19 protein-coding genes are annotated in these 18,974 nt (G+C 47.7%); 11 read left to right on the top strand and 8 right to left on the bottom strand.

Annotation, left to right across the window (positions count from 1 at the left end; translation table 11 throughout):
* Window positions 1-33: 33 nt before the first annotated feature.
* Complete coding sequence (locus A1OO_RS09580; protein WP_016962217.1) at window positions 34-501, bottom strand: GNAT family N-acetyltransferase; 468 nt, start codon at window positions 499-501, stop codon at window positions 34-36.
* A 231-nt stretch (window positions 502-732) separates the two neighbouring features.
* On the opposite strand from A1OO_RS09580, the gene rsuA reads away from it, so the two are divergent.
* From rsuA to A1OO_RS09565, 3 genes are all read left to right on the top strand, one after another.
* On the top strand, window positions 733-1,437 hold the full coding sequence (gene rsuA, locus A1OO_RS09575) for a 16S rRNA pseudouridine(516) synthase RsuA (RefSeq protein ID WP_017002876.1): 705 nt from the start codon (window positions 733-735) through the stop codon (window positions 1,435-1,437).
* A 345-nt stretch (window positions 1,438-1,782) separates the two neighbouring features.
* On the top strand, window positions 1,783-2,982 hold the full coding sequence (locus A1OO_RS09570; RefSeq protein ID WP_016962215.1) for a Bcr/CflA family multidrug efflux MFS transporter: 1,200 nt from the start codon (window positions 1,783-1,785) through the stop codon (window positions 2,980-2,982).
* A 4-nt stretch (window positions 2,983-2,986) separates the two neighbouring features.
* On the top strand, window positions 2,987-3,640 hold the full coding sequence (locus tag A1OO_RS09565) for a DUF2913 family protein (RefSeq protein ID WP_016962214.1): 654 nt from the start codon (window positions 2,987-2,989) through the stop codon (window positions 3,638-3,640).
* Between the two features lie 61 nt (window positions 3,641-3,701).
* On the opposite strand, the gene A1OO_RS09560 is transcribed toward A1OO_RS09565, so the two are convergent.
* A complete protein-coding gene (locus A1OO_RS09560; RefSeq protein WP_017002875.1) occupies window positions 3,702-5,165 on the bottom strand; it encodes a DUF2867 domain-containing protein in 1,464 nt (487 codons plus the stop codon).
* Window positions 5,166-5,515: 350 nt separating this feature from the next.
* Between A1OO_RS09560 and A1OO_RS09555 the strand changes: the two genes are divergently transcribed.
* The 6 genes from A1OO_RS09555 to A1OO_RS09530 all read left to right on the top strand — a co-directional run bounded on the left by A1OO_RS09555 (window position 5,516) and on the right by A1OO_RS09530 (window position 11,611).
* Window positions 5,516-6,187 carry an ABC transporter ATP-binding protein gene (locus A1OO_RS09555; protein WP_016962212.1) on the top strand — a complete coding sequence of 224 codons (672 nt, stop codon included), beginning with the start codon at window positions 5,516-5,518 and terminating at the stop codon, window positions 6,185-6,187.
* Window positions 6,168-8,627, top strand: coding sequence for an ABC transporter permease (locus A1OO_RS09550; protein WP_017002874.1), 2,460 nt, complete (start codon window positions 6,168-6,170; stop codon window positions 8,625-8,627). Before A1OO_RS09555 ends, A1OO_RS09550 begins: the two co-directional genes overlap by 20 nt.
* A complete protein-coding gene (locus A1OO_RS09545) occupies window positions 8,627-9,745 on the top strand; it encodes a lipocalin-like domain-containing protein (protein WP_017002873.1) in 1,119 nt (372 codons plus the stop codon). The genes A1OO_RS09550 and A1OO_RS09545 overlap by 1 nt, the downstream gene beginning before the upstream one ends.
* Window positions 9,746-10,020: 275 nt before the next feature.
* Window positions 10,021-10,896, top strand: a complete 876-nt coding sequence (locus A1OO_RS09540) for an aldo/keto reductase (RefSeq protein WP_016962209.1) — start codon at window positions 10,021-10,023, stop codon at window positions 10,894-10,896.
* A gap of 141 nt (window positions 10,897-11,037) precedes the next feature.
* A complete protein-coding gene (locus A1OO_RS09535; RefSeq protein WP_017002872.1) occupies window positions 11,038-11,361 on the top strand; it encodes a hypothetical protein in 324 nt (107 codons plus the stop codon).
* A gap of 13 nt (window positions 11,362-11,374) precedes the next feature.
* Entirely contained in the window at window positions 11,375-11,611 is a 237-nt protein-coding gene (locus A1OO_RS09530) for a hypothetical protein (protein ID WP_026023793.1), read from the top strand.
* Between the two features lie 302 nt (window positions 11,612-11,913).
* Here A1OO_RS09530 and A1OO_RS09520 read toward each other — a convergent pair whose 3' ends face one another.
* The 6 genes from A1OO_RS09520 to A1OO_RS09495 all read right to left on the bottom strand — a co-directional run bounded on the left by A1OO_RS09520 (window position 11,914) and on the right by A1OO_RS09495 (window position 17,135).
* On the bottom strand, window positions 11,914-13,077 hold the full coding sequence (locus A1OO_RS09520) for a phage integrase Arm DNA-binding domain-containing protein (protein ID WP_017002870.1): 1,164 nt from the start codon (window positions 13,075-13,077) through the stop codon (window positions 11,914-11,916).
* On the bottom strand, window positions 13,067-13,306 hold the full coding sequence (locus A1OO_RS09515) for an excisionase (protein WP_017002869.1): 240 nt from the start codon (window positions 13,304-13,306) through the stop codon (window positions 13,067-13,069). Before A1OO_RS09515 ends, A1OO_RS09520 begins: the two co-directional genes overlap by 11 nt.
* Window positions 13,307-13,469: 163 nt before the next feature.
* A complete protein-coding gene (locus A1OO_RS09510; RefSeq protein ID WP_017002868.1) occupies window positions 13,470-15,023 on the bottom strand; it encodes a YqaJ viral recombinase family protein in 1,554 nt (517 codons plus the stop codon).
* Complete coding sequence (locus tag A1OO_RS09505) at window positions 15,020-15,898, bottom strand: RecT family recombinase (protein WP_017002867.1); 879 nt, start codon at window positions 15,896-15,898, stop codon at window positions 15,020-15,022. Before A1OO_RS09505 ends, A1OO_RS09510 begins: the two co-directional genes overlap by 4 nt.
* Before the next feature lie 15 nt (window positions 15,899-15,913).
* The gene (locus A1OO_RS09500; protein ID WP_017002866.1) at window positions 15,914-16,291 is read right to left on the bottom strand and encodes a hypothetical protein; all 378 of its coding nucleotides are present in this window, start codon (window positions 16,289-16,291) and stop codon (window positions 15,914-15,916) included.
* A gap of 184 nt (window positions 16,292-16,475) precedes the next feature.
* On the bottom strand, window positions 16,476-17,135 hold the full coding sequence (locus A1OO_RS09495; RefSeq protein WP_017002865.1) for a helix-turn-helix domain-containing protein: 660 nt from the start codon (window positions 17,133-17,135) through the stop codon (window positions 16,476-16,478).
* Between the two features lie 377 nt (window positions 17,136-17,512).
* Here A1OO_RS09495 and A1OO_RS09485 point away from each other — a divergent pair, with 377 nt between their 5' ends.
* The gene (locus tag A1OO_RS09485) at window positions 17,513-17,905 is read left to right on the top strand and encodes a hypothetical protein (protein WP_017002863.1); all 393 of its coding nucleotides are present in this window, start codon (window positions 17,513-17,515) and stop codon (window positions 17,903-17,905) included.
* Between the two features lie 227 nt (window positions 17,906-18,132).
* Window positions 18,133-18,972 (top strand): hypothetical protein, encoded by an 840-nt coding sequence (locus A1OO_RS09475; RefSeq protein WP_017002861.1) that lies wholly within the window; start codon window positions 18,133-18,135, stop codon window positions 18,970-18,972.
* Window positions 18,973-18,974: the final 2 nt, after the last annotated feature.

Genomic DNA, 18,974 nt, shown 5'->3' with positions numbered 1-18,974 from the left:
AGGCACAGAATAATTAGCTAGCGGGCGAGTTCATTAGCGCAACAATCGCTTGGTCATTAAGCAGTGTTGACGTCGAGGCATGTAATCGAATTGTTCATAGAACTCACGTGCGCCGCTATTGCCGATGTTTACTTCAAGAATGACTGCGTGACAATCTCTCGCTTGTGCATGAGATTCGATATTGGGTAGGACATGAGAACCCACCCCTTGGCGTCGCCAATCATGTGACAAGTATATCTGGTCGATGACTGCGATGCGTCCACCCAGTTCAATGCTAAAGCTGTAGCAAAGCACAACAAAGCCGATCGCCTCTTGTTCCTCACTTTTATCAAGCTCGATGAGAAACACATCGCCATGTGCGGGATGGGCAATCAAGAAATTGAACGCAGACGTCACATGTGCCACATCAAAAGAAAGTGCCTCGTGATCATGCAGTTGCTTTGATAGTTCGAGGAGACGCGGCATTGACTCTATGGAAGGTGATTGCAGCGTAATATTCATAAATGCTTCCCTAATCAACATGTTAACCAGTGCGAGATTATAATCATAAATCCAAGGGCACAGGATTAGACTGTAACGAATTTGTTAAGTTCGCCATCTCTTAGTTATAGACATGAGAAACGAGAGTGCAATTTCATCGGTTCAATATGAGATTGATAAAACGTTTTTCGCTGTACCTTTAACGTGAACTTCCTATAATGCGCCCATCGAGAACATCACGGACAAAATACAATGATCAGGCTAGACAAATTTCTTTGTGAAACGGTAGGTGTTACCCGCACCCAAGCAACAAGATTACTCAAAGAAAAACGCGTGACAGTTAATGGTGACATCGTTAAGAGCGGCTCATTGAAAATTGCAGAAGATGCTGATGTCGAATTCGATGGCGCTTCACTGCATTTGTCTGGCCCGCGTTACATCATGATGAACAAGCCTGAAGGCTATGTGTGCTCTCATGAAGACGGGCATAACCCGACCGTGTTTATCCTAGTAGACGAAGTCGGTGCGGATAAATTGCACATTGCAGGTCGCCTAGATTGTGACACAACAGGCTTGCTTCTGCTGACTGATGACGGTCAATGGTCTCACCGTGTGACATCGCCTAAACACAAGTGCGATAAAGTGTATCGTGTTGTGCTGGATGATCCGATTTCAGAAGAGACGGCGGATGTGTTCTCTGAAGGTCTTCTGCTTCGTGGAGAAAAAACAGACACGCTACCAGCACAGCTAGAGCAAGTGAGCGAGAAGGAAGCACTACTGACGATTCACGAAGGTAAATACCATCAAGTGAAGCGTATGTTTGCTGCTGTCGGCAATAGAGTCGTCGGCCTTCACCGTGAATCAGTGGGTGAATTAGTGCTAGACGATTCACTGGAGCCTGGGCAATACCGTGCACTAACCGCAGAAGAAATCGCACTCTTTATGCCTCGCAAATAATCATATCGAAATCGGATGTCTTAGACGAGAAGTGCGCTAGTCAGCACCTTCAACTAAACCATCTTGATTGAAAACGCCGCGGGCATTTGTTCCGCGGCGTTTTTTTGTGCTCGGTTTCCCGACGGTGAAGTCTCATGTATAGATGCTACAAGCCGATAGACGAGATATTTTATTGTCATGATGAATTTTTATGCTTAATTATCTGCAATTTACTAGCGATTCCGTTTGTGTCTGAATAGAAAGTCATTATTTCCTCAAGGGAATTAATCATAGTGCTATTATGTGAGCCAGACACAGTTTTGAACTGTGCATCTTTTTTCTTCACCTTTTCTTTCTAAGGCGTACATGACAACGAATGCGGTACATCAGCCAGCTCAACAGCTGACCTTTCTTTTGATCCTCGTCCTTGGCGCGATTGCGGCGTTGACGCCGTTGGCTATCGATATGTATTTACCCGCCATGCCTGATATCGCGAGGGAGTTGGGTGTCGCGCCGGGGCTTGTTCAGCGTACACTCGCGGCGTATACCGCGGGTTTTGCTCTGGGGCAGTTGATTCACGGCCCAATTTCAGACAGTTATGGTCGTCGTCCCGTATTGATCGTCGGCGTCATCATGTTCTTGATCGGCGCAGTGGTGAGTGCCAACGCCACTGATATTGAAACTCTGACTTATATTCGTGCTGCGCAAGGTTTCTGTGGCGCTGCTGCTGCAGTCGTGATTCAAGCGCTGGTTCGCGACATGTTCGATAAAGAAGATTTCGCCCGCACCATGTCGTTTATTACCTTGGTCATGACGGTTGCACCTTTGGCCGCGCCTATGATGGGGGGATATCTGGCGGTTTGGTTTGGATGGCGTTCGATTTTTTGGGTACTGGCAGGTTTCGCCGCACTGGTGATTGTGCTCGTGGTGACAATGATCCCTGAAACGTTGGCGCTTGATCGCCGCCCGCCGCTACGTATCGGTTCGACCTTGCGTAATTACGCGAAAATTCTGCGCACCAAGCAATCTGTTGGCTACATCGTGGCTTCTGGTTTTTCGTTTGCAGGCATGTTCTCTTTTTTAACGGCAGGTTCTTTTGTCTACATCGATTACTACGGTGTCAGCACCCAAAACTTCGGTTACCTGTTTGGCCTTAACGTGGTGTGCTTGATTCTGTTTACCATGCTGAATGGCAAGTTTGTGCGCAAAGTGGGCAGCGAGAATATGCTGAAAATCGGTTTGATGATCCAACTCTTCGCTGGCATTGGGTTGATCGTCGGTCAGGTTTTCGGTTTGGGCTTATGGGGAACAGTGATTCCGGTAATGCTCTTTGTCGGTACGATTTCCATTGTTGGCAGTAATTCCATGGCCTGTGTGCTGAGTGCTTACCCTGAGTTGGCGGGTACAGCCTCTTCATTAGCAGGCACAATGAGATTTGGTATCGGTACTATTGTTGGTGGTATAGTCGCCTCCATTCCTGTGCATTCAGCGTGGCCCATGACCGGTGCTATGGCTGCATGTGCGATTTTATCCGCCCTGTTTTACTGGGGTTTAGCGAAAAAATAAGAACATGAGTTACATAAAAGAAATCAAATCCGTAGTGGATTCAGCGTTAAGCGAACTTAACGACGCGAAAGCGGCAGGAAAAATACAAAACAACCCAGTGAGTGAAGATTCTTTTCTTTGTCGCTGGGTGGCGCAGTCGATCAAGAAACAGCGTTTTGACAACGTTGTGCTGAAAGATCTGACGCGTTGGGTTCAGCAAGGTCGCAGTATGGGTAAACACGCCAATCTTAAAGGCCAAATGCTGCATATTGCTTCGGTATATCATCATCAATTTCCTGATGGCGATGAGCATGTTGCTGTCACGATTGCTCAGTTTGATGATTTGCTTACCGAGCTGGAAAAGAATGATTGGATGGTGCATACCGATCAAGAGATAAGCCGCAAGATGCGGGTCATTTCTGATGGGCAGCATTCCTTTGTGGCAAATAGTGCTGCAGTGGAAAAAAGCTTCAACGAAGCAGGGGAGCTAGTGAAGCCGATGAGCCTCTATGTCCGCGGTCCAGAAGCTTGGTTCATTGAAGCCTTTTTGGCTAACGGCTTGCTCGCCACTAAGGTGACCGATTACAAATCGATCATCAAATACCACGGTGAATATAAGATCTGGCCTCGAAATCAGGCCGATTGTTTAGTGGTGTTGCCAGAAAGCTTGAAGCCTTAATCTTGTAGAAACTAGAAACTAGAAACTAGAAACTAGAAACTAGAAACTAGAAAAGGCTTAATTAGCGGCGTGAAGGTGTTGTCACCTTTGCGCCGCTTTTCTTTGCTAACGCAAACGCCATACCGCGAAAGATAAACAGGTGGGCGGGCATCATGGCGAACCAGTAAAGCAAGCCGCTAAAACCGGCAGGGTGCCACCACGCACGAATATCCAAGCTTCGATGTTCCCCGTGATCGACAATCGTAAATTCGAGTCTGCCAAGTCCGGGAGCTTTCATGCCAAACAACAGTGATAAGTGACGATTCTCTTCGCACTTGATGACCTTCCAGCTGTCGATGTAGTCGCCAGTTTTTAGCGTTTCACCATCAGGGCGTCGTTTTTTGAGGGCATCACCGCCAATGGCAGCATCCATGTAAGCGCGCAGCGTCCATAAGGCATCCCCAAAGAAATAGCCTTCATCGCCGCCTACATTGCAGATTTTTTGCCATAAAGTGTGTGCAGATGCATCCGTGTCGACAGTGAATCCTGCTTGTTTTGGGTAGTAGCCATAACCTTTGTGCCAGCGAGCAACAGCATCAGGGTCGAATCCCCAGAGATCGTTTCTCACCACATCGCTTTCTTCGGCTAATGCAGATTCGACGGCGCGCTCGAAGCTGATTTGCGGGGAAGGAATGAGGGAAGATATGTCTTCGCCAGTTGGCACCAAGTCGTACTCTAAGCCTTGTATTAATGACTGGGCGATGGGTTTGGGAACTGTGGTGACTAAGCTCAACCAATGCGTCGCAATACGTGGCGTCAAAAGAGGCACTTTGAAGATGGCGACGCGTTTATTAATGATACGCGCAAATCGGCGCATTTGATCTTCGTAGCTGATAGTTTCAGGCCCTCGGGCATCAAATGTCGGAGAGCCATCAACGGGAAGAGATACCAGCTTGGTCAGATAACCAATCATGGTTTCGAGCGCAATAGGGCATGATGCTGAACGAATCGATGCAGGAGCCGTGACGACAGGGAGGTGAGAGACAATATCTCGCATTACTTCAAATGCCGCAGAGCCTGAACCAATTATGATCCCCGCCCGAAGTTCAATAACTTGTTTGCCTGAGTCTCTGAGTATGTTTCCCGTCGCTTTTCGCGCGGCAAGGTGACTGGATGATACGTTGTCTGGCTGGGTCGCACCGAGGTAAATCACCCGCTCAACATCACTTTTACTGACGGCACGTGACATGTGGTGCGCCATGTCTAACTCATACTGATAAAAATCAGAGCCAGATGCCATGCCGTGTACCAGATAAAACACGGTAGATACGTCGCTTAATACCGATGAAAGATCGCCGCTATCATGCAGGTCTACTTGATGCAGTTCGAGATTGGGGTGCCCAGACCATGGAATATTTTGCAGACTCGATAAATCACGACTTGTTGCTACAACAGGGTATTGTTGACTGAGTAGTGCCGAGACTAAATGACGGCCAATGTATCCCGTTGCACCAAGAACCAGAATTTTTCCCGTGACCGCTTGCATGCTACCCCTAGTCTTAGTGTTGGAATGTCAAAAAATATTTCTCACTTGATATGAGAAGTGACGAATCCCCTTTGTTACTCGGTAATGTCAGAGAAGTGTCAGGGAAATAACCATATCATTCAATTGCCTCGCAAACGAGACGTGGCAGCGCTTCATTGCCCTAAACGCAGGCAGGAAGGGGCATTGAAAGAATGTTGAATGAAACTGTTCGATCTGTGTGAGAGTTTGTTTGTCAAAGTGAGCACTTGATTCAAATAACTTTCTTGACGATTGATATTGGGGTAAATTGCTTGACCAATCGTTGCGGGTCTCGTCCGTGTGTCGATAAATGGACATTGTTAGGGGTTTAAATGTTAGAGCTTTTTGGACTTTGCAAAGGATACCTTGATGGGGGAGAGTTCCATCCTGTTTTGCAAGGCGCTGAGTTGTCTTTAGCGAACAACGACCAAGTTGCGCTGATGGGCGAAAGTGGATCGGGGAAAAGTACCTTGCTTAACCTGATTGGTGGCTTAGACAACCCCGACTCGGGACAAGTCTGGATTGATAACGCAGCCATTCATGCTTTGTCAGAAAGCGAACGTACACGTTACCGGCGTCACTACATCGGTATGGTATTCCAACAATACAACCTTCTTCCTACCTTGACGGTAGCGGATAACATTCGCTTTTGTCGTCAATTAAAAGGCCTGCATGAAGACGACAGTCTTTGGCGTCAAATCATTTCAGCGCTAGATCTTATGCCCTTGTTGGGGCGTTATCCTGAAGAAATCTCCGGTGGTCAGCAGCAACGCGCGGCAATAGCCCGTGCTTTGTACATGGAACCTAAAATTTTGCTGGCTGATGAACCTACCGGCAGCTTGGATGAACGCAACGCCGATGCAGTAATGCGCCTTCTTACGACTCTTACCAAAACACTGGATTGCACGTTATTGGTGGTCACCCACAGTGAAAAAGTGGCGGATTATTTAGGGCAGCGTGTCACGCTGCAAGGGGGCGTGTTGAATGTACGTACCCGTAGCTAAAGCACTCATAGGGCATTATCGCCGTCATCCGTTTCAGGTTTTATTGGTATGGCTAGGGCTAACCCTAGGCGTCGCTTTGTTGGTGGGCGTCATGTCGATAAACCAGCATGCACAGACCAGTTACAAAAAAGGCGCTAACCTTTTTACCAATCCTTTCCCGTATGTGTTGCATCACCGTGAGCGTGGAAAACGCATTGATGAACAACTCTACATTTCAATGCGAAAAGAAGGGTTTAATCAATGTGTCCCCGTCGATCTTCATAGAACGTCCACAGAGGATGACCAAGACATTCAACTAATGGGTGTCGATACCATTGCGATGTTTGCTTTCAATGCCGCCAATCCAACGTCTTCCTTGAGTACCTTACCTCTTACTGAAGGAATGGGCGTGCAATGGGTAAGCCGTGAATTGGCGAATCACTTTGGTTGGACTGAAGGCCAGAAGCTGGTCTTGCAAGACGGCAAGGAAATTGGCCCCCTTAAAATGATGGACGGCGGCCAAATCGGTGCAGGTACACGGCTTTTGGGTGATATCTCGGTTATTCGCCAGTTATCTGATCACTCGGGTTTTGCGCTGATTTACTGCGGTGAAATGGACAAAGCCAAGCGTGATGAGTTGCGTGAATTCTTGCCGCCAACCATGACGCTCTCTCGTACCGAAACCGCCGAGCTTGGTCCATTAACGCGGGCGTTCCACCTTAATTTGTTTGCCATGGGCTTGTTAGCATTCGTGGTGGGTTTGTTTATATTCTATCAAGCAATATCGTTGTCGATGGCACAGCGTCAGCCTTTGGTTGGCATTATGCGCCAACTAGGTGTTGGTAGAAAATCACTGGCTTGGGTCGTTGCCGGGGAAATGCTCGTTTGGCTAATGCTGGGCTTGATCAGCGGTAACATTGTTGGATTATTTCTTGCTCAAAAGCTTATCCCCACCGTTGCAACGACACTGAGCGATCTTTATGGTGCTAACGTTGACCTCACATTGAATTGGCAATGGGAGTGGGGCTTCTATAGCTTCCTTCTCGGTGTTTGCGGCTTCATTCTGGCCTCAGGCTGGCCGTTATATCGCTTGCTAACCACGCCGCCTGCTCGTCTTTCTAAGCGTATGTCATTGGTGCGTTTTTCCAACGCTGAATTCCGTTGGCAAGCCATTGTTGCTGCCATTTTCATCGTCGTGGCTATAGGGGTTTATAGTGCCCCTCAAAGTCAGGCTCAAGGTTTTACGCTAATAGCCTTAATCCTCATCAGTGGCGGTTTGTTGTTGCCATTTTTGATGTGGAAAACCTTCGTGCTGATCTCTGAAAAAATCAAGATTGCCCGACTACGTTGGTTCTTGTCGGATGCATCAGCAAGCCTCACTTATCGTGGTATTGCTGCCATGGCATTTATGATGGCCATTGCGACCAATATTGGTATGGAAACCATGGTGGGCAGCTTTCGGAGTACAACTGAAGGCTGGTTACAGCAACGTCTAGCTGCTGATATCTATATCCGCCCCGATAAAGTGGTCGCAGAACAACTGTCTGAGTGGCTTGAAGCCCAAGAGGATGTTGATCAAAGCTTGGTGCAGTGGCGACATGAAATTGATACCGCTCAAGGTGTAGTAGAAATTTACTCCATTGGCACCAGCAAGGAAGAACGTGAAGCGCTTGCACTGAAAGTAGCAATACCGGATTACTGGGCTCATCTGCATCAAAGTAAACGAATTCTGTTGAGTGAATCGTTGGCGATGAAATTCGATGTTCACCCTGGCGATAGCATTAACTTGCCAACGCCATTTGGTGACGGTTGGAAGGTTGCAGGTATTTATTTTGATTACGGTAACCCATACAGCCAAGTGATGATTTCAAACCGATCGTCACTAATTCCTTGGATGCATGAAGAAGGGCGGGTTGGCGTTGCAGCGCTGCTTAAAGACGGTGTTGATGAAACACAGTTGGTCGAAAACATGCGAAACCAATTTGGGTTGCAGGAAACGCAGGTAAGTAATCAGCGTGAAATTTTGGCAAGGGCCATGCGTATTTTCGATAGAACGTTCCTTGTCACGGACACGCTATGTACCCTGACATTGATCATCGCTATTTGTGGCCTATTCTTCTCCACGCTAGCCACCGAACTGTCACGACAGCGTCAATACTCGCTTCTACGATACATGGGGATTTCTGGCCGAGAATTGGCGTTCTTAGGTGGCGGCCAGTTAATGTTAATTGGCTTGTTCTCTGCGTTGTTTGCCTTGCCATTGGGTCTGCTTATCGCAGAGGTATTGATCAACATTGTGCTGAAGTATTCATTTGGCTGGACAATGTCAGTGTCCTATTTTCCGTTTAGTTATATGACCACACTTGGCGGGGCGTTGTTAACGCTTCTCGTCGCTGGAGGGTGGCCAGTTTGGCGCCTCATCAAGCGGTCTGCCATTCTCTCATTCAGGGACGCACAGTAATGCGGGATGATGATAAACCTCAACCTTTTATGCTGACAATCATCGGCTGGAGTTCGGTGGTTTTACTGTGTGTACTGGCATTGTTTGGCTCTGTACTCCTTCATGACGACGTGCCAAATAGTTTGGCGGTTGATATGCTGGTGGCGAGCGACGGCGACGGTTTTTCAACGGTTAAACCGGGGCGTCGTCTGTCATTTCCAACTGACTACGGCAAGCATGACGATTTTAGACAAGAATGGTGGTATGTCACCGCGAACGTAAGTGACAAGCAAGGTAACCAATACGGTGTCCAGTGGACATTGTTTCGCACGGCGCTGTCAGCACAGCAAGGCGATAGATGGGATAATACACATGTGTTTATGGCCCATGCGGTATTGACGACAAAAACTGAGACGTTTGCCGCTGAGCGATTTGCGCGAGGGGGCATTGGTCAAACAGGTGTGACCAGCAAACCGTTCAATGCTTGGCTCGATAACTGGGAATGGCGCAGTCAAACAGCCGCCCCTTTTCCTGCAGAGCTCACCGCACAAGACGATGATTTCAGTTTTGATCTTAATATGGTTCAGAGCCAAGCTGAAATCATGCAAGGCGACCAAGGTTATAGCCGAAAGCATGCGACAAAAGATGTTGCTTCTTACTACTTCAGTGTTCCTGCTGTGGTATTTGAGGGCACAGTGACCATTAATGGCGAGAATATCGAGGTCAGCGGAAAAGGCTGGGTAGATCGCGAGTGGAGCACACAAGCCCTAAGTGATGATCAGCGAGGCTGGGATTGGTTTTCACTCCAGTTGGACGATGGCCAGTCGTTGATGGTGGTACAGGTACGAAGTGAGCAGGGACCGTATCGTTTTGGCTCACTAACTGCCGCTGATGGCAGTACGCGTACTTTGGATCATGATGACATCAACATGGTGCCTACGTCGTTCTCAAAAATGCCTACCGGGCGCCATTTGCCAACCGAGTGGCAAATTCAGATAGCGGACGTAGACATGACAATAACCACGTCTCCGGTGAACGCTAACAATTGGTTGCCGTTCGCCTTTCCATACTGGGAAGGCCCCATTAATGTATTGGGCTCTTCGACAGGCGTCGGGTTCATGGAAGCAACGGGCTATTAGCATGCAGGTGTGCGCTAAGCGGGGCGCACTTATCTTCCAATATCTGATCTCAAGAATCGCACAGTTCATCCCTCATATTTAACCACTTCATCATCATCTGAATATCACTCTTTATCGCGTTTATCTGTTGTTTTAGACGGAGATTAGAATGAATATCGACTCGTTCAATGGTTGTAAACACAGACAAAGGCTATTGTTATAAGGAAATTTAACAATAGTGCAACATGCCTATCTCAATGTTCACTGTGAGTATGGGCTGTGGAGGATGTGGCAGAATGTTTCCCATTATTTTAGGTACGGCAAAATTCGGTACCTACACCAATAAAGACGACAGCTTCGCGGTTCTTGATGCTTTTCTGGAAATGGGGGGCAGTCGCTTAGATACTGCCAATAACTATGCGTGTTGGCACCCCGATGGGAAAGGGGACGAAAGCGAAACCGTATTAGGGCAATGGCTGCAAGGCAAAGACAGAAAGCGTGTAGAGGTGATGACGAAAATAGGGGCTCAATCCGTCGATGGATTCACTTATGACAAATTAGACGGTCTTTCTCCCGACAATATCAAACGCTCATTGGACAAAACACTAACACGACTCAACACCGATTATCTTGATGTGTTGTACGCGCACGTGGATGACTTAAACGTGCCATTACTCGATACTTGGAAAACACTGTCATCCTTGGTGGACGAGGGGATTGTCAGACAGTTGGGCATTTCAAACTATAAAGAATCGCGGGTGTTAGAGCTCGTTGATGTGATTGAACAACATCAACTTAGGCCTTTCGATTATGCTCAATATCGATACTCGATTATTTCACCAAACGCAGGCGCAGATTTTGGTCCGCAAGTGATCCTCAATGAACATCTTTTTGGCGCATTGAAGCGACTGGCTGTTAAACCAGAGATTATTGGCTACAGCCCTTTACTGGATGGATGCTACGAATTCTCCGCAGACGATCTGCCAGAGAATTACGACAACTTGTTGAATTGCGCCATGCTTGACGACATTCAAGCGCAAGCTGAAGGGAATGGTTCAACGCCTTCAGCCCTGGTGTTGAAAACCATTGCTGATTACGGCATAACACCCGTCACGGCAGCGTCAACGCCAGAAAGGCTTAAGTCTAACCTTCAGTTGCTTCTTCCTATATAAGAGAGCGCTTAACCCCGATCTTAACGTTACTCAGGGATATATAGGATGTAGGGGTACATCCGTCAGTTAGGCTGTGCTAATGTGTTGAATATGTTGTGATGTCGTCACGGCGGACAATAAAGTAAACATGGAAATAGTCTAATGATTAAGCCAATTCTAACCTTAGGGTTTGCTTTGTCGCTTGCGGCCTGCACTTCGTCACCGGATCCTGTAGACGAACGTATTGAAGCAGCGATAAAGCTTTGTCATAGCGACAGCGCCAAAGCGTTTTCACAAACCGTTGATGGCCTGCGTGTAATGTGTCATAGCGGAAGTTCATACATCATTCGTGGTGACATTTCTCTGGATGACATAGTCGAAATGGACAGGGTGTATTGTTCAAGCATGGGCATTCGTGATTTTGTGTCGAGCGAAGCTGGCGAAGTGAAACTCTCTTGTAGCGATGGTTCCAATTACGTTTTATAAAGCGAGAATAACAATGAAAAAAATAATGGTGATGGCGGTCATTGCCGCGTCAATGGCAGGTTGCTCTTCGATTGAAACGGCAGAATCTATGCCAAACCCTGATCAACGTGTTGTTGACAGTCGATTGAACATTTCGACAGACCTGAACGCCACCTACTGTGAAGGTAAAGGCTTCGAGAAGTACATGGAGCGCGAGAAATACTATACGTTTACGTGTAAAGATGGTGCTTTCTTCAATATTGCGAAGTAATTTGCCCACTTAGGTGTTGGTTTTAAAAGGCGCTGGCATTTGTCGGCGCTTTTTCGTTTATAAAGGAAGGTTAGTGATCTTATCTAACTGAATTATATAAATAGTGCCTAACTTAAATTCTGATTTTTCTCTCATGTTTTTCTGCATATATAGGTCGAAGATTGTCACTTTTGGATTGTTGGTAGATATTCCCGCCCACTTTCTCAAAATGCTTTCCCCAAAATCCCTCCAAAACTTTCCCTCCAAAACGACAGCGAATTCTGGGTGAATAGAGTGTGGCATGCCTAAAAATGAGTTATGCATTACGGTGTCACGTTTTGCTTGGGGGCTTTTATAAACACGTATTCACTGCCTCGCTCGTCGTGATACTTGTCAGTCATTTTCCGACTCTTGTGACCGAGCAGCACTTGGGTGTCGTATCCCAATTCTGAATAGGTGCGCTCAGCAAGTGAGCGGAGTTCATGAAAACTCGGTGCGGAACCTTCATCCCAAACGAGACCACTCTCATCACGAATTTTCAGGAAGGATTTACTCAGAGACATGGCGCTGACAGGGCTGCCTTTTCTGGTTGGCGCATACTTGGTCGATAAGTGAAGAAGATAACGACTGACCACACCAGAAGCGCGGCATTGCTCAATGATCTCGCCTAAGGACATACCAATGAGCGGGTTGGTGAGCCACAACGGAAATGCGAGTTTGGTTCTGCCTCGGCTTTTATTGACGCTGACTAGCAGATGACCGTCTTTGACGTCAGCGAATCTCAGTTCACACAAGTCTTGCCGCCTAAGGCCGGTTGTTAAGCCGAGATACAGCGAATTGATGGCATAAGGAAAGATCTGCTTATTGGCCGATGCGACGAGAGCAGGCCAGTCGTCTTTGGTGAGTCGATTACGCGCCACTTTCAATCGTGGTGTCCTCGTCGCTGAAGCTGGGTTCACGCCGCCTTCGATTTCACCGGCATGCAAGGCTTCTTTGAACATGTCTATCCAGGTTGAACGAAGGCGTGCGGCCATGTGCATTTTGCCTTGGGCTTTGTACTCATCAATGATCTTGGCAAGCGACTTCGTATCGATGTCTTTAATGCCGGTTTGACCAAAGCGATCCTCGAGCACCTTTACGCAGTAACCGCGTTGTTTAACGGTATTCTCTGATACTTCTCCAATTGATTTCCTTTCGCGCTGTAGCTTCATGTATCGCTGGCACCAACTTTTGATACTGATACCTTGCCTAGCCACTTTAGGGGCATTTTCGTCAAGGATATTCTGGTAGTGATCGATCAGTTGTTTGGCGATACGGTCGTTAAGCTCTTTAGCAATTTTTATCGCCTGTTTCTTATCAGTACCCAATCCGTGGAAGCGTCCTGTGCGCTGGTCTCTGTATTGGTAGTAGACTTTGCCAGTGCGCTTATCAAGCTTCTGATAAAGACTAGGTACATCGATGGCGTGCGTTCTCGGTCTAGCGGCCATAGTTCATGATCCTTTCAACCATTGGGTCTGAATAAGGGCCTTCATTGGCGGCAGAAAGACCGATGAAACGGGCATCTTTTTGAACCATCCAGCGGCCGCCCACTTTGACAGGACAGGGTTTGATTTGGTGTGTTTTCACCCATCGAGACATTGTAGCTGGAGAATATTGCTCTCCAGGAAAGGTGATAGCAGCCCAATCAGACAGACGGATAAATTGATATTCGTTCATTTGAGCCTCCGAAGATGTTCAATTCTTAGCAAAAGAAAGTAGACGCGGGTAGCTACAAATCTAAAAACCATGCTAACTGGAAATACCTTAGGGCGGATGACTACCTCCATGATTGAAGATAGCGAACCATTCGGTTTTTAGAAGGGGCCAGGATTGGCTTTGTCTACGCCGCTTTGTCAGGGATGAGAGACATTGCTTCGCTGTAACCCTCCCAGTTATCGACCCCTTGTTGCTCAAGGGCTGTCAGCAGACTGTTTCGTTCGAGAAGGTGTTTGTATTCGCGCATCGAGATCGACACCATGCCTTCGTCTAGCTGTTCAGCCACCATCGCTTTTCGTCGTGGAGGTGTCGCGGCTTGGCCTGGACTCTTTTCTGCTTGTAGCGATTTCGCCTCAGTCTTTTGGTTTGCATGGCTCTGCTCCTCATCCTGACGGTTTTTCTGGTTGGCGACGTGGTCTGAAATCCGCGCTTTGACCAACGCGGTAAAATCCTCATTGGCTTTGAACGCAATTTGCTCCCAGTCGTTGAACAAAAACAGATGGCTGTTCGCGAGCGTGTTGAGATTGGCCGCGTTAGCGCGTGCCACTTTTGCCAAAGCATCAGCCTCAATTTTTGCCTTTGCAATGGCGGTGTCTGCCGCATCCTGCAAACTGGTCCGGCTCTTCTTACCTTTCATGGCGTGTTGAACCGAAACAGACAGGGCAGGGAGCGGGGCGTTAACTTCAGACCCGAGCGCTTTGACATGGGCCGCGATCGTCGCGTTGGCCTTGTCTTGGATGCGTTGGCGGATCTCATCCTTACGGGCTTGCACCTGCTTATCTGTCGCAAGGCGAGCCTGGCGAATGTGCTCACCGATGAACTTGAGATCTTTGACGAAGGTGTCGACGTCTACCACTTCACCTTGTACTTGTTCTTGAAGGGCTTTGAGTTTGTCTTCCGTGTCTTTGAAGATCTTCACTTGCGATTCCGCGTCGGCAAAATCTTGTTCGGTTTCGATGGGCTTTTTTGACTCTTCTACCAGCGCCATCGCTGCCGTTTTAAAGGCGTCGAGGTTGGACGTTAAAGAGAGACCGTCCATGCGGTAAGTGATCGTCGGCAAACCCAGCACAGGTTCTGGCTCGACAACCGCAACATCGTTCACTTGGTACTGCGATAAATCTTTTGCGAATTGCGCCCATCCTGCGATGAGTGCGTCGCGACGTTCAGGGAGAGAGATGTACTCACAATAGTGAAAGTTATCTTCGGTCCCGTCACTGCACACGAAAATGACGCGCTCAGCTTCGGACACCAAGAGTTGTTGCTCGATCTGCCAGAAGTAATGTGGCTCTAAGTCATTGGCCTTCACGCGTTCAACCAACTTGGCGTTCAGTAGTTTGTGCTCAAAGACAATGTCATCAAGTACGGTAATACCATCAAAGGAGGCGAGAAGCGGTAAACCCTCAACCATGCGTGTCGCCGTGGTGGGGTAGAGCTCTTCACCAATGATCACTTCCGCAAGCGGCCTGGCGCCTTCTTCCGCAGCATGACCTTTATCAAAGATGCGTTGTTGTGCGGGGCTGACGTCTTTGGTTTCACCCGTGGCTTTTTCGCGTAGTAGCGCCCCACGAGATTGGTACTTGCTGTCTCCCATCATGACGGGGGCTTCTGAGGCATTGAAATGCAATGCGCGTAGTTCATGCCATTCTTTTGAACCTTGAATTGCTTGGACGACATTCATGCTGATTTCTCCTCATTGATGGTGACGTTACGGATCGCGGTCTTTTGGACGTCATTCAGTCGGCCTTTGGTTTCAACCGTGGTGATGATTTGCTCGGCGGTTTTCTTTCCGCTCTGAATCGCGATTGCCCACTTTTTGAAATTGATGTTGAACTGGTCTTCGGGGTAGGCGGGTTTTTCTTCGATTAGCTCTGCATCTGTCTTTGGCTCAGCAGGCGTAATGTCGCGCTCAACCAAAGCGACATTGCTGTTTTCCAGCTCATCGGGGGTATACACACCCAAAATGACATCGGGGCAGTAACGACGGGCCCACTTCTTAACGGCGACATAGGTGATTTGTTGTTGCGGATCGGTCGCCCATTGTGTCGAGTTACGCGGCCAGCATTGCATCAGTAAGATATCGATGGAACGCGGTTTGTCTTCGCCGCGAAGCGTGGAATACACTTTCACCCCAACGCCTTCTTCGTCTTTGTCCGTCCAGTTTTGCTTGGCGTAACGCGCACCTTTCGGGCTGTTTTCCATTTTGAACTTGCCGATCACGCGTTCCCAGGGACCAAAGAATTCGAACTCGAGTCGGTCTTTAGTCGGGGCCATCGCAGTGATGACGGCGTTTACCAGCTGCGCTTCATAACCCAAGTTGCCTTGTACGAGGTGCGTCTTTTGGGCGACGGCGAACGGGTTCATTCCCCATTGCATCGCTTGCATGCACACCGCCAAACAGTCGCCGTTATTGCCTGCGAGGTGATTTGGGACGGTCACTTTGCTGCCAGCCATCATTTCCGCTAGGCGGCAAAGGTGGGTGAGGGTGTCAGTATTCATCCACGAGTCAGGACGGGCAACGACGGTGCTTTGTTCTGCTGTCATAAGATCAGTCATGAGAAAGCTACCTCGTTAAGCTGCTTGATGCTGTTCAGCATCGAAAGCTGATGTGATGATGTTGATGTTTCGCTGTAAGAAGGCACTCATGGCTTGGTCCATGATTTCTTCGTAAGTGAGTAAGTTGCGGACAGAATCCAAACCCTTGTTGGACTCTAAATGGCAGAGGACTAACACGAGCCGGTCAGCGCTTTTCCCTTCATGGAAGTCAGCAAAAAAGTAGGTGGCGAAGTCGCGAAATTTCAGGCCAGCGAATTCGCGGGAACGGAGGAGGTGCTCTTTGCCTTCTTGCATGAATGTGTTGAGGGCTTCTTCACGTGCGTCTTGTTTTGATAAGCGGCGTGATTCTTTAGCTTCTGCGTTGTTCAAGTAGTTATCAGATGGCGTGTACATGACAATCTCCTTGTAAGTGACTTAGCTACTTTTAGAACTAAATAAATTGTTCTTTTAGTAATCAAAAGATAATTACTGTCACATTACTTTGTCAAATAAATCATGATAACTTTTTTCACATTTTCTCGGCTGAGACACAAAAAAAGCCCGGGAATCCGAGCTTTGTGTAGATAAATGTTTTTAGCTAGACTGGTTTTACATGACTCACAAGCGTGCCGATTACTTGTGATTCATGCTCAAGCCTTGTGAAGCGCATATCAGGTGGGAAATCGGGATTGAGTGATTTCAACATCACTTGAGAGTCGATAATTTGCACCTGTTTAAACGTGGCTTGGGAGCTTTTATCTGTTGATAAAACAACATATTTCCCATCTATAGGTTGTGTCATTGTAGGGTCGACAAAAATAAGATCGTCCAGATCAAACCTAGGTTTCATCGACTCGTTTTTAACTCTTAAAGCATAAGCTCCTGGCGAACATTTTACAGGAGATGGGTGGAGTGGATAGCTCTGCTTATCATTAAGACTGTGGGTGTCAGACCATGTTTTGGCTTCTTCCCAAGAGATTTCAGGAACCCGTTGCTCAATGGCAAGACCTGGACGGAAATCATTTGATGAATTGGCATTAAAATCAGGCGAGCCCTCACCATTTAGCAACCATATAGGGTCGCATTTCAACGCTCTCGCGATATAGAACAAGGTGTCTGCTCTCGCATTCAGGGTTCTGCCAGACTCGATTTTCGCTATACCCATCCGGCTAACACCTGATAAAGATGCAAGATCGTGCTGAGTTAGTTCATGGTCCTTACGTCGCTGGATTAATCGAGATGCCAATTCTGTCTTCATAAGTGACTCTTTTTGTTAGCTATATATCCATGATAACTCCTTTCTCGACACTTTAAGAACAATTTGATACTTGCAGAATAATGTTCTAAGTGTAATCATTTGTGACGGGAGGTATCAAATTATGCTTACCGTAGACCTGATTGTTAAATCGCTGGGCGGCGTTCAGAAAGTCGCTACGACGTTCAGTGTTAGTAGAACAGCTGTCCTTAAATGGCGTAGCAGAGGCATACCTGAATATGTTCATTTGCTGTGTCATATCTCTAGTCAAATCCCCTATACCTATGACCCTAGCGCTTTTGGAAAAGATGAGAAGGCCCTGGGACTTAATTTAGTGAAGCCAACCGATGACCAAACGGTCACTTCTGAGGAAATAGCTAATGACAAATCCGTATATTCAGAAGCGGCTTGACCGCTTGGAGCAAAACCGTTTGATCGGTAAGCCTGGTTTATCGATTGATCAGGTTCGTGATTCTCAGGTTAAGGTCCGATTCACTGAGCACGAGTCGGACCTATTGGCGCTTGTTTCCCAAAAACTGGGGCAACCAAAAGCTGTGCTATCCAACGTCCTGCTGATAGACGCCATCATTGATCTTCTCTCTACGGATGAACAATTGTGTAGCGAGGTTATGGCTGCCTGGTCCGAACAATCCCTTCCTTCGCTCGACTTCTTTTCTGAAATCCATGCACGCGCTCCACGACCGGAAGAACCCATTGAAGGTGAGTATTGTCTCGTGAAGCCTTCAGTTTCGCTCATGTTGGAGAATAAATAGGAGGCATCCGTGAATCTTCTATGGGCTAAGTTGGAGCGGGGCGAGTGCTCCGCAGAAGAATTAAAGTGGAGCAACGAGTTTTGTGATTTGGTCATTAAGAAGATCGCGCAGCGTCGCGGTCTTCGGCCTGATCAAGTGCGTTGTTCGTTCAATCTACAGGTGATGGGAGACCCTGAAATTTTGGGGCCTGAGGATACATACAGACCTGAACATGATGGACTTCATTGATGAGTATCGTAAGGGCGAAACGTGCCCAAAACTTCACAGTAATTAGCAATCAAGTATATGCCGATGGGCAATTGTCTTTTCAAGCGATGGGTATGTTGTCGTATCTACTATCCAAACCTGACAATTGGACCGTGAGCGTAGAGCAGTTAGTCAAAGTCACAGGCGGAACAGCAAAGAAAACGGGTAAAGAGGGTGTCTATAACATTCTCAAAGAACTCAAATCTGCGGGATTTGTCCTGACGAGAAAATACGCGGATGGGCACATTACTTACACCGTGTTTGATGCGCCTATTTCGGATAACCCAAATCAGGCTAAACCGGAAAAGGTTCGAGCAAATGCGGCAAACCCAGATTTGGCTGAGCCGGATCTTGTCGCCCCAAATACGGCAGACCCTGATCAGACTAAGCCTAATCAGGCTGAGCCGACACTAATAAGTACTGAATATAAACAAGAACTGAGAGGTAACAATACAGCGCACAACGTCGAAACGCCGTTGAGCGTAGATATCGAGCCCGCGATTTTTCAATTGCCACTCAAAGGCGGGGGCTCGAGCCCTGTGACCCAGTCTGACATTGAAACACTCTCCAAAACCTACTCAACCGTTGATGTGAAATCTGAAATAGCCAAAGCAGCAGATTGGCTTATTTCTAACCCGACGAGGCGTAAAACACCGCGAGGTATCAAACGATTTATCACGGGCTGGTTATCACGTTCTAGTGAGCGATTAGGCAGACCCACGTCGATGAGTCAACAAGCACGCATCGAAGCGCAGAATGCCTCCGCAGTTCAGGAATGGCTCGAAAGCCAAGTTTGCAATACCTACGACGCGGCGGGGTAGAT

Origin of the sequence: Enterovibrio norvegicus FF-33 (assembly GCF_000286835.2) — a bacterium.
GTDB classification, from domain to species: Bacteria; Pseudomonadota; Gammaproteobacteria; order Enterobacterales; family Vibrionaceae; genus Enterovibrio; species Enterovibrio norvegicus_A.
Note: the sequence above shows the minus strand (reverse complement) of the source record. Positions and strands in the feature narration are given on the sequence as shown.

Coding starts and splice junctions, on each gene's coding strand:
- A1OO_RS09580 (WP_016962217.1), bottom strand. CDS start 501: ATGAATATTACGCTGCAATCACCTTCCATAGAGTCAATGCCGCGTCTC.
- rsuA (WP_017002876.1), top strand. CDS start 733: ATGATCAGGCTAGACAAATTTCTTTGTGAAACGGTAGGTGTTACCCGC.
- A1OO_RS09570 (WP_016962215.1), top strand. CDS start 1,783: ATGACAACGAATGCGGTACATCAGCCAGCTCAACAGCTGACCTTTCTT.
- A1OO_RS09565 (WP_016962214.1), top strand. CDS start 2,987: ATGAGTTACATAAAAGAAATCAAATCCGTAGTGGATTCAGCGTTAAGC.
- A1OO_RS09560 (WP_017002875.1), bottom strand. CDS start 5,165: ATGCAAGCGGTCACGGGAAAAATTCTGGTTCTTGGTGCAACGGGATAC.
- A1OO_RS09555 (WP_016962212.1), top strand. CDS start 5,516: ATGTTAGAGCTTTTTGGACTTTGCAAAGGATACCTTGATGGGGGAGAG.
- A1OO_RS09550 (WP_017002874.1), top strand. CDS start 6,168: ATGTACGTACCCGTAGCTAAAGCACTCATAGGGCATTATCGCCGTCAT.
- A1OO_RS09545 (WP_017002873.1), top strand. CDS start 8,627: ATGCGGGATGATGATAAACCTCAACCTTTTATGCTGACAATCATCGGC.
- A1OO_RS09540 (WP_016962209.1), top strand. CDS start 10,021: ATGTTTCCCATTATTTTAGGTACGGCAAAATTCGGTACCTACACCAAT.
- A1OO_RS09535 (WP_017002872.1), top strand. CDS start 11,038: ATGATTAAGCCAATTCTAACCTTAGGGTTTGCTTTGTCGCTTGCGGCC.
- A1OO_RS09530 (WP_026023793.1), top strand. CDS start 11,375: ATGAAAAAAATAATGGTGATGGCGGTCATTGCCGCGTCAATGGCAGGT.
- A1OO_RS09520 (WP_017002870.1), bottom strand. CDS start 13,077: ATGGCCGCTAGACCGAGAACGCACGCCATCGATGTACCTAGTCTTTAT.
- A1OO_RS09515 (WP_017002869.1), bottom strand. CDS start 13,306: ATGAACGAATATCAATTTATCCGTCTGTCTGATTGGGCTGCTATCACC.
- A1OO_RS09510 (WP_017002868.1), bottom strand. CDS start 15,023: ATGAATGTCGTCCAAGCAATTCAAGGTTCAAAAGAATGGCATGAACTA.
- A1OO_RS09505 (WP_017002867.1), bottom strand. CDS start 15,898: ATGACTGATCTTATGACAGCAGAACAAAGCACCGTCGTTGCCCGTCCT.
- A1OO_RS09500 (WP_017002866.1), bottom strand. CDS start 16,291: ATGTACACGCCATCTGATAACTACTTGAACAACGCAGAAGCTAAAGAA.
- A1OO_RS09495 (WP_017002865.1), bottom strand. CDS start 17,135: ATGAAGACAGAATTGGCATCTCGATTAATCCAGCGACGTAAGGACCAT.
- A1OO_RS09485 (WP_017002863.1), top strand. CDS start 17,513: ATGACAAATCCGTATATTCAGAAGCGGCTTGACCGCTTGGAGCAAAAC.
- A1OO_RS09475 (WP_017002861.1), top strand. CDS start 18,133: ATGAGTATCGTAAGGGCGAAACGTGCCCAAAACTTCACAGTAATTAGC.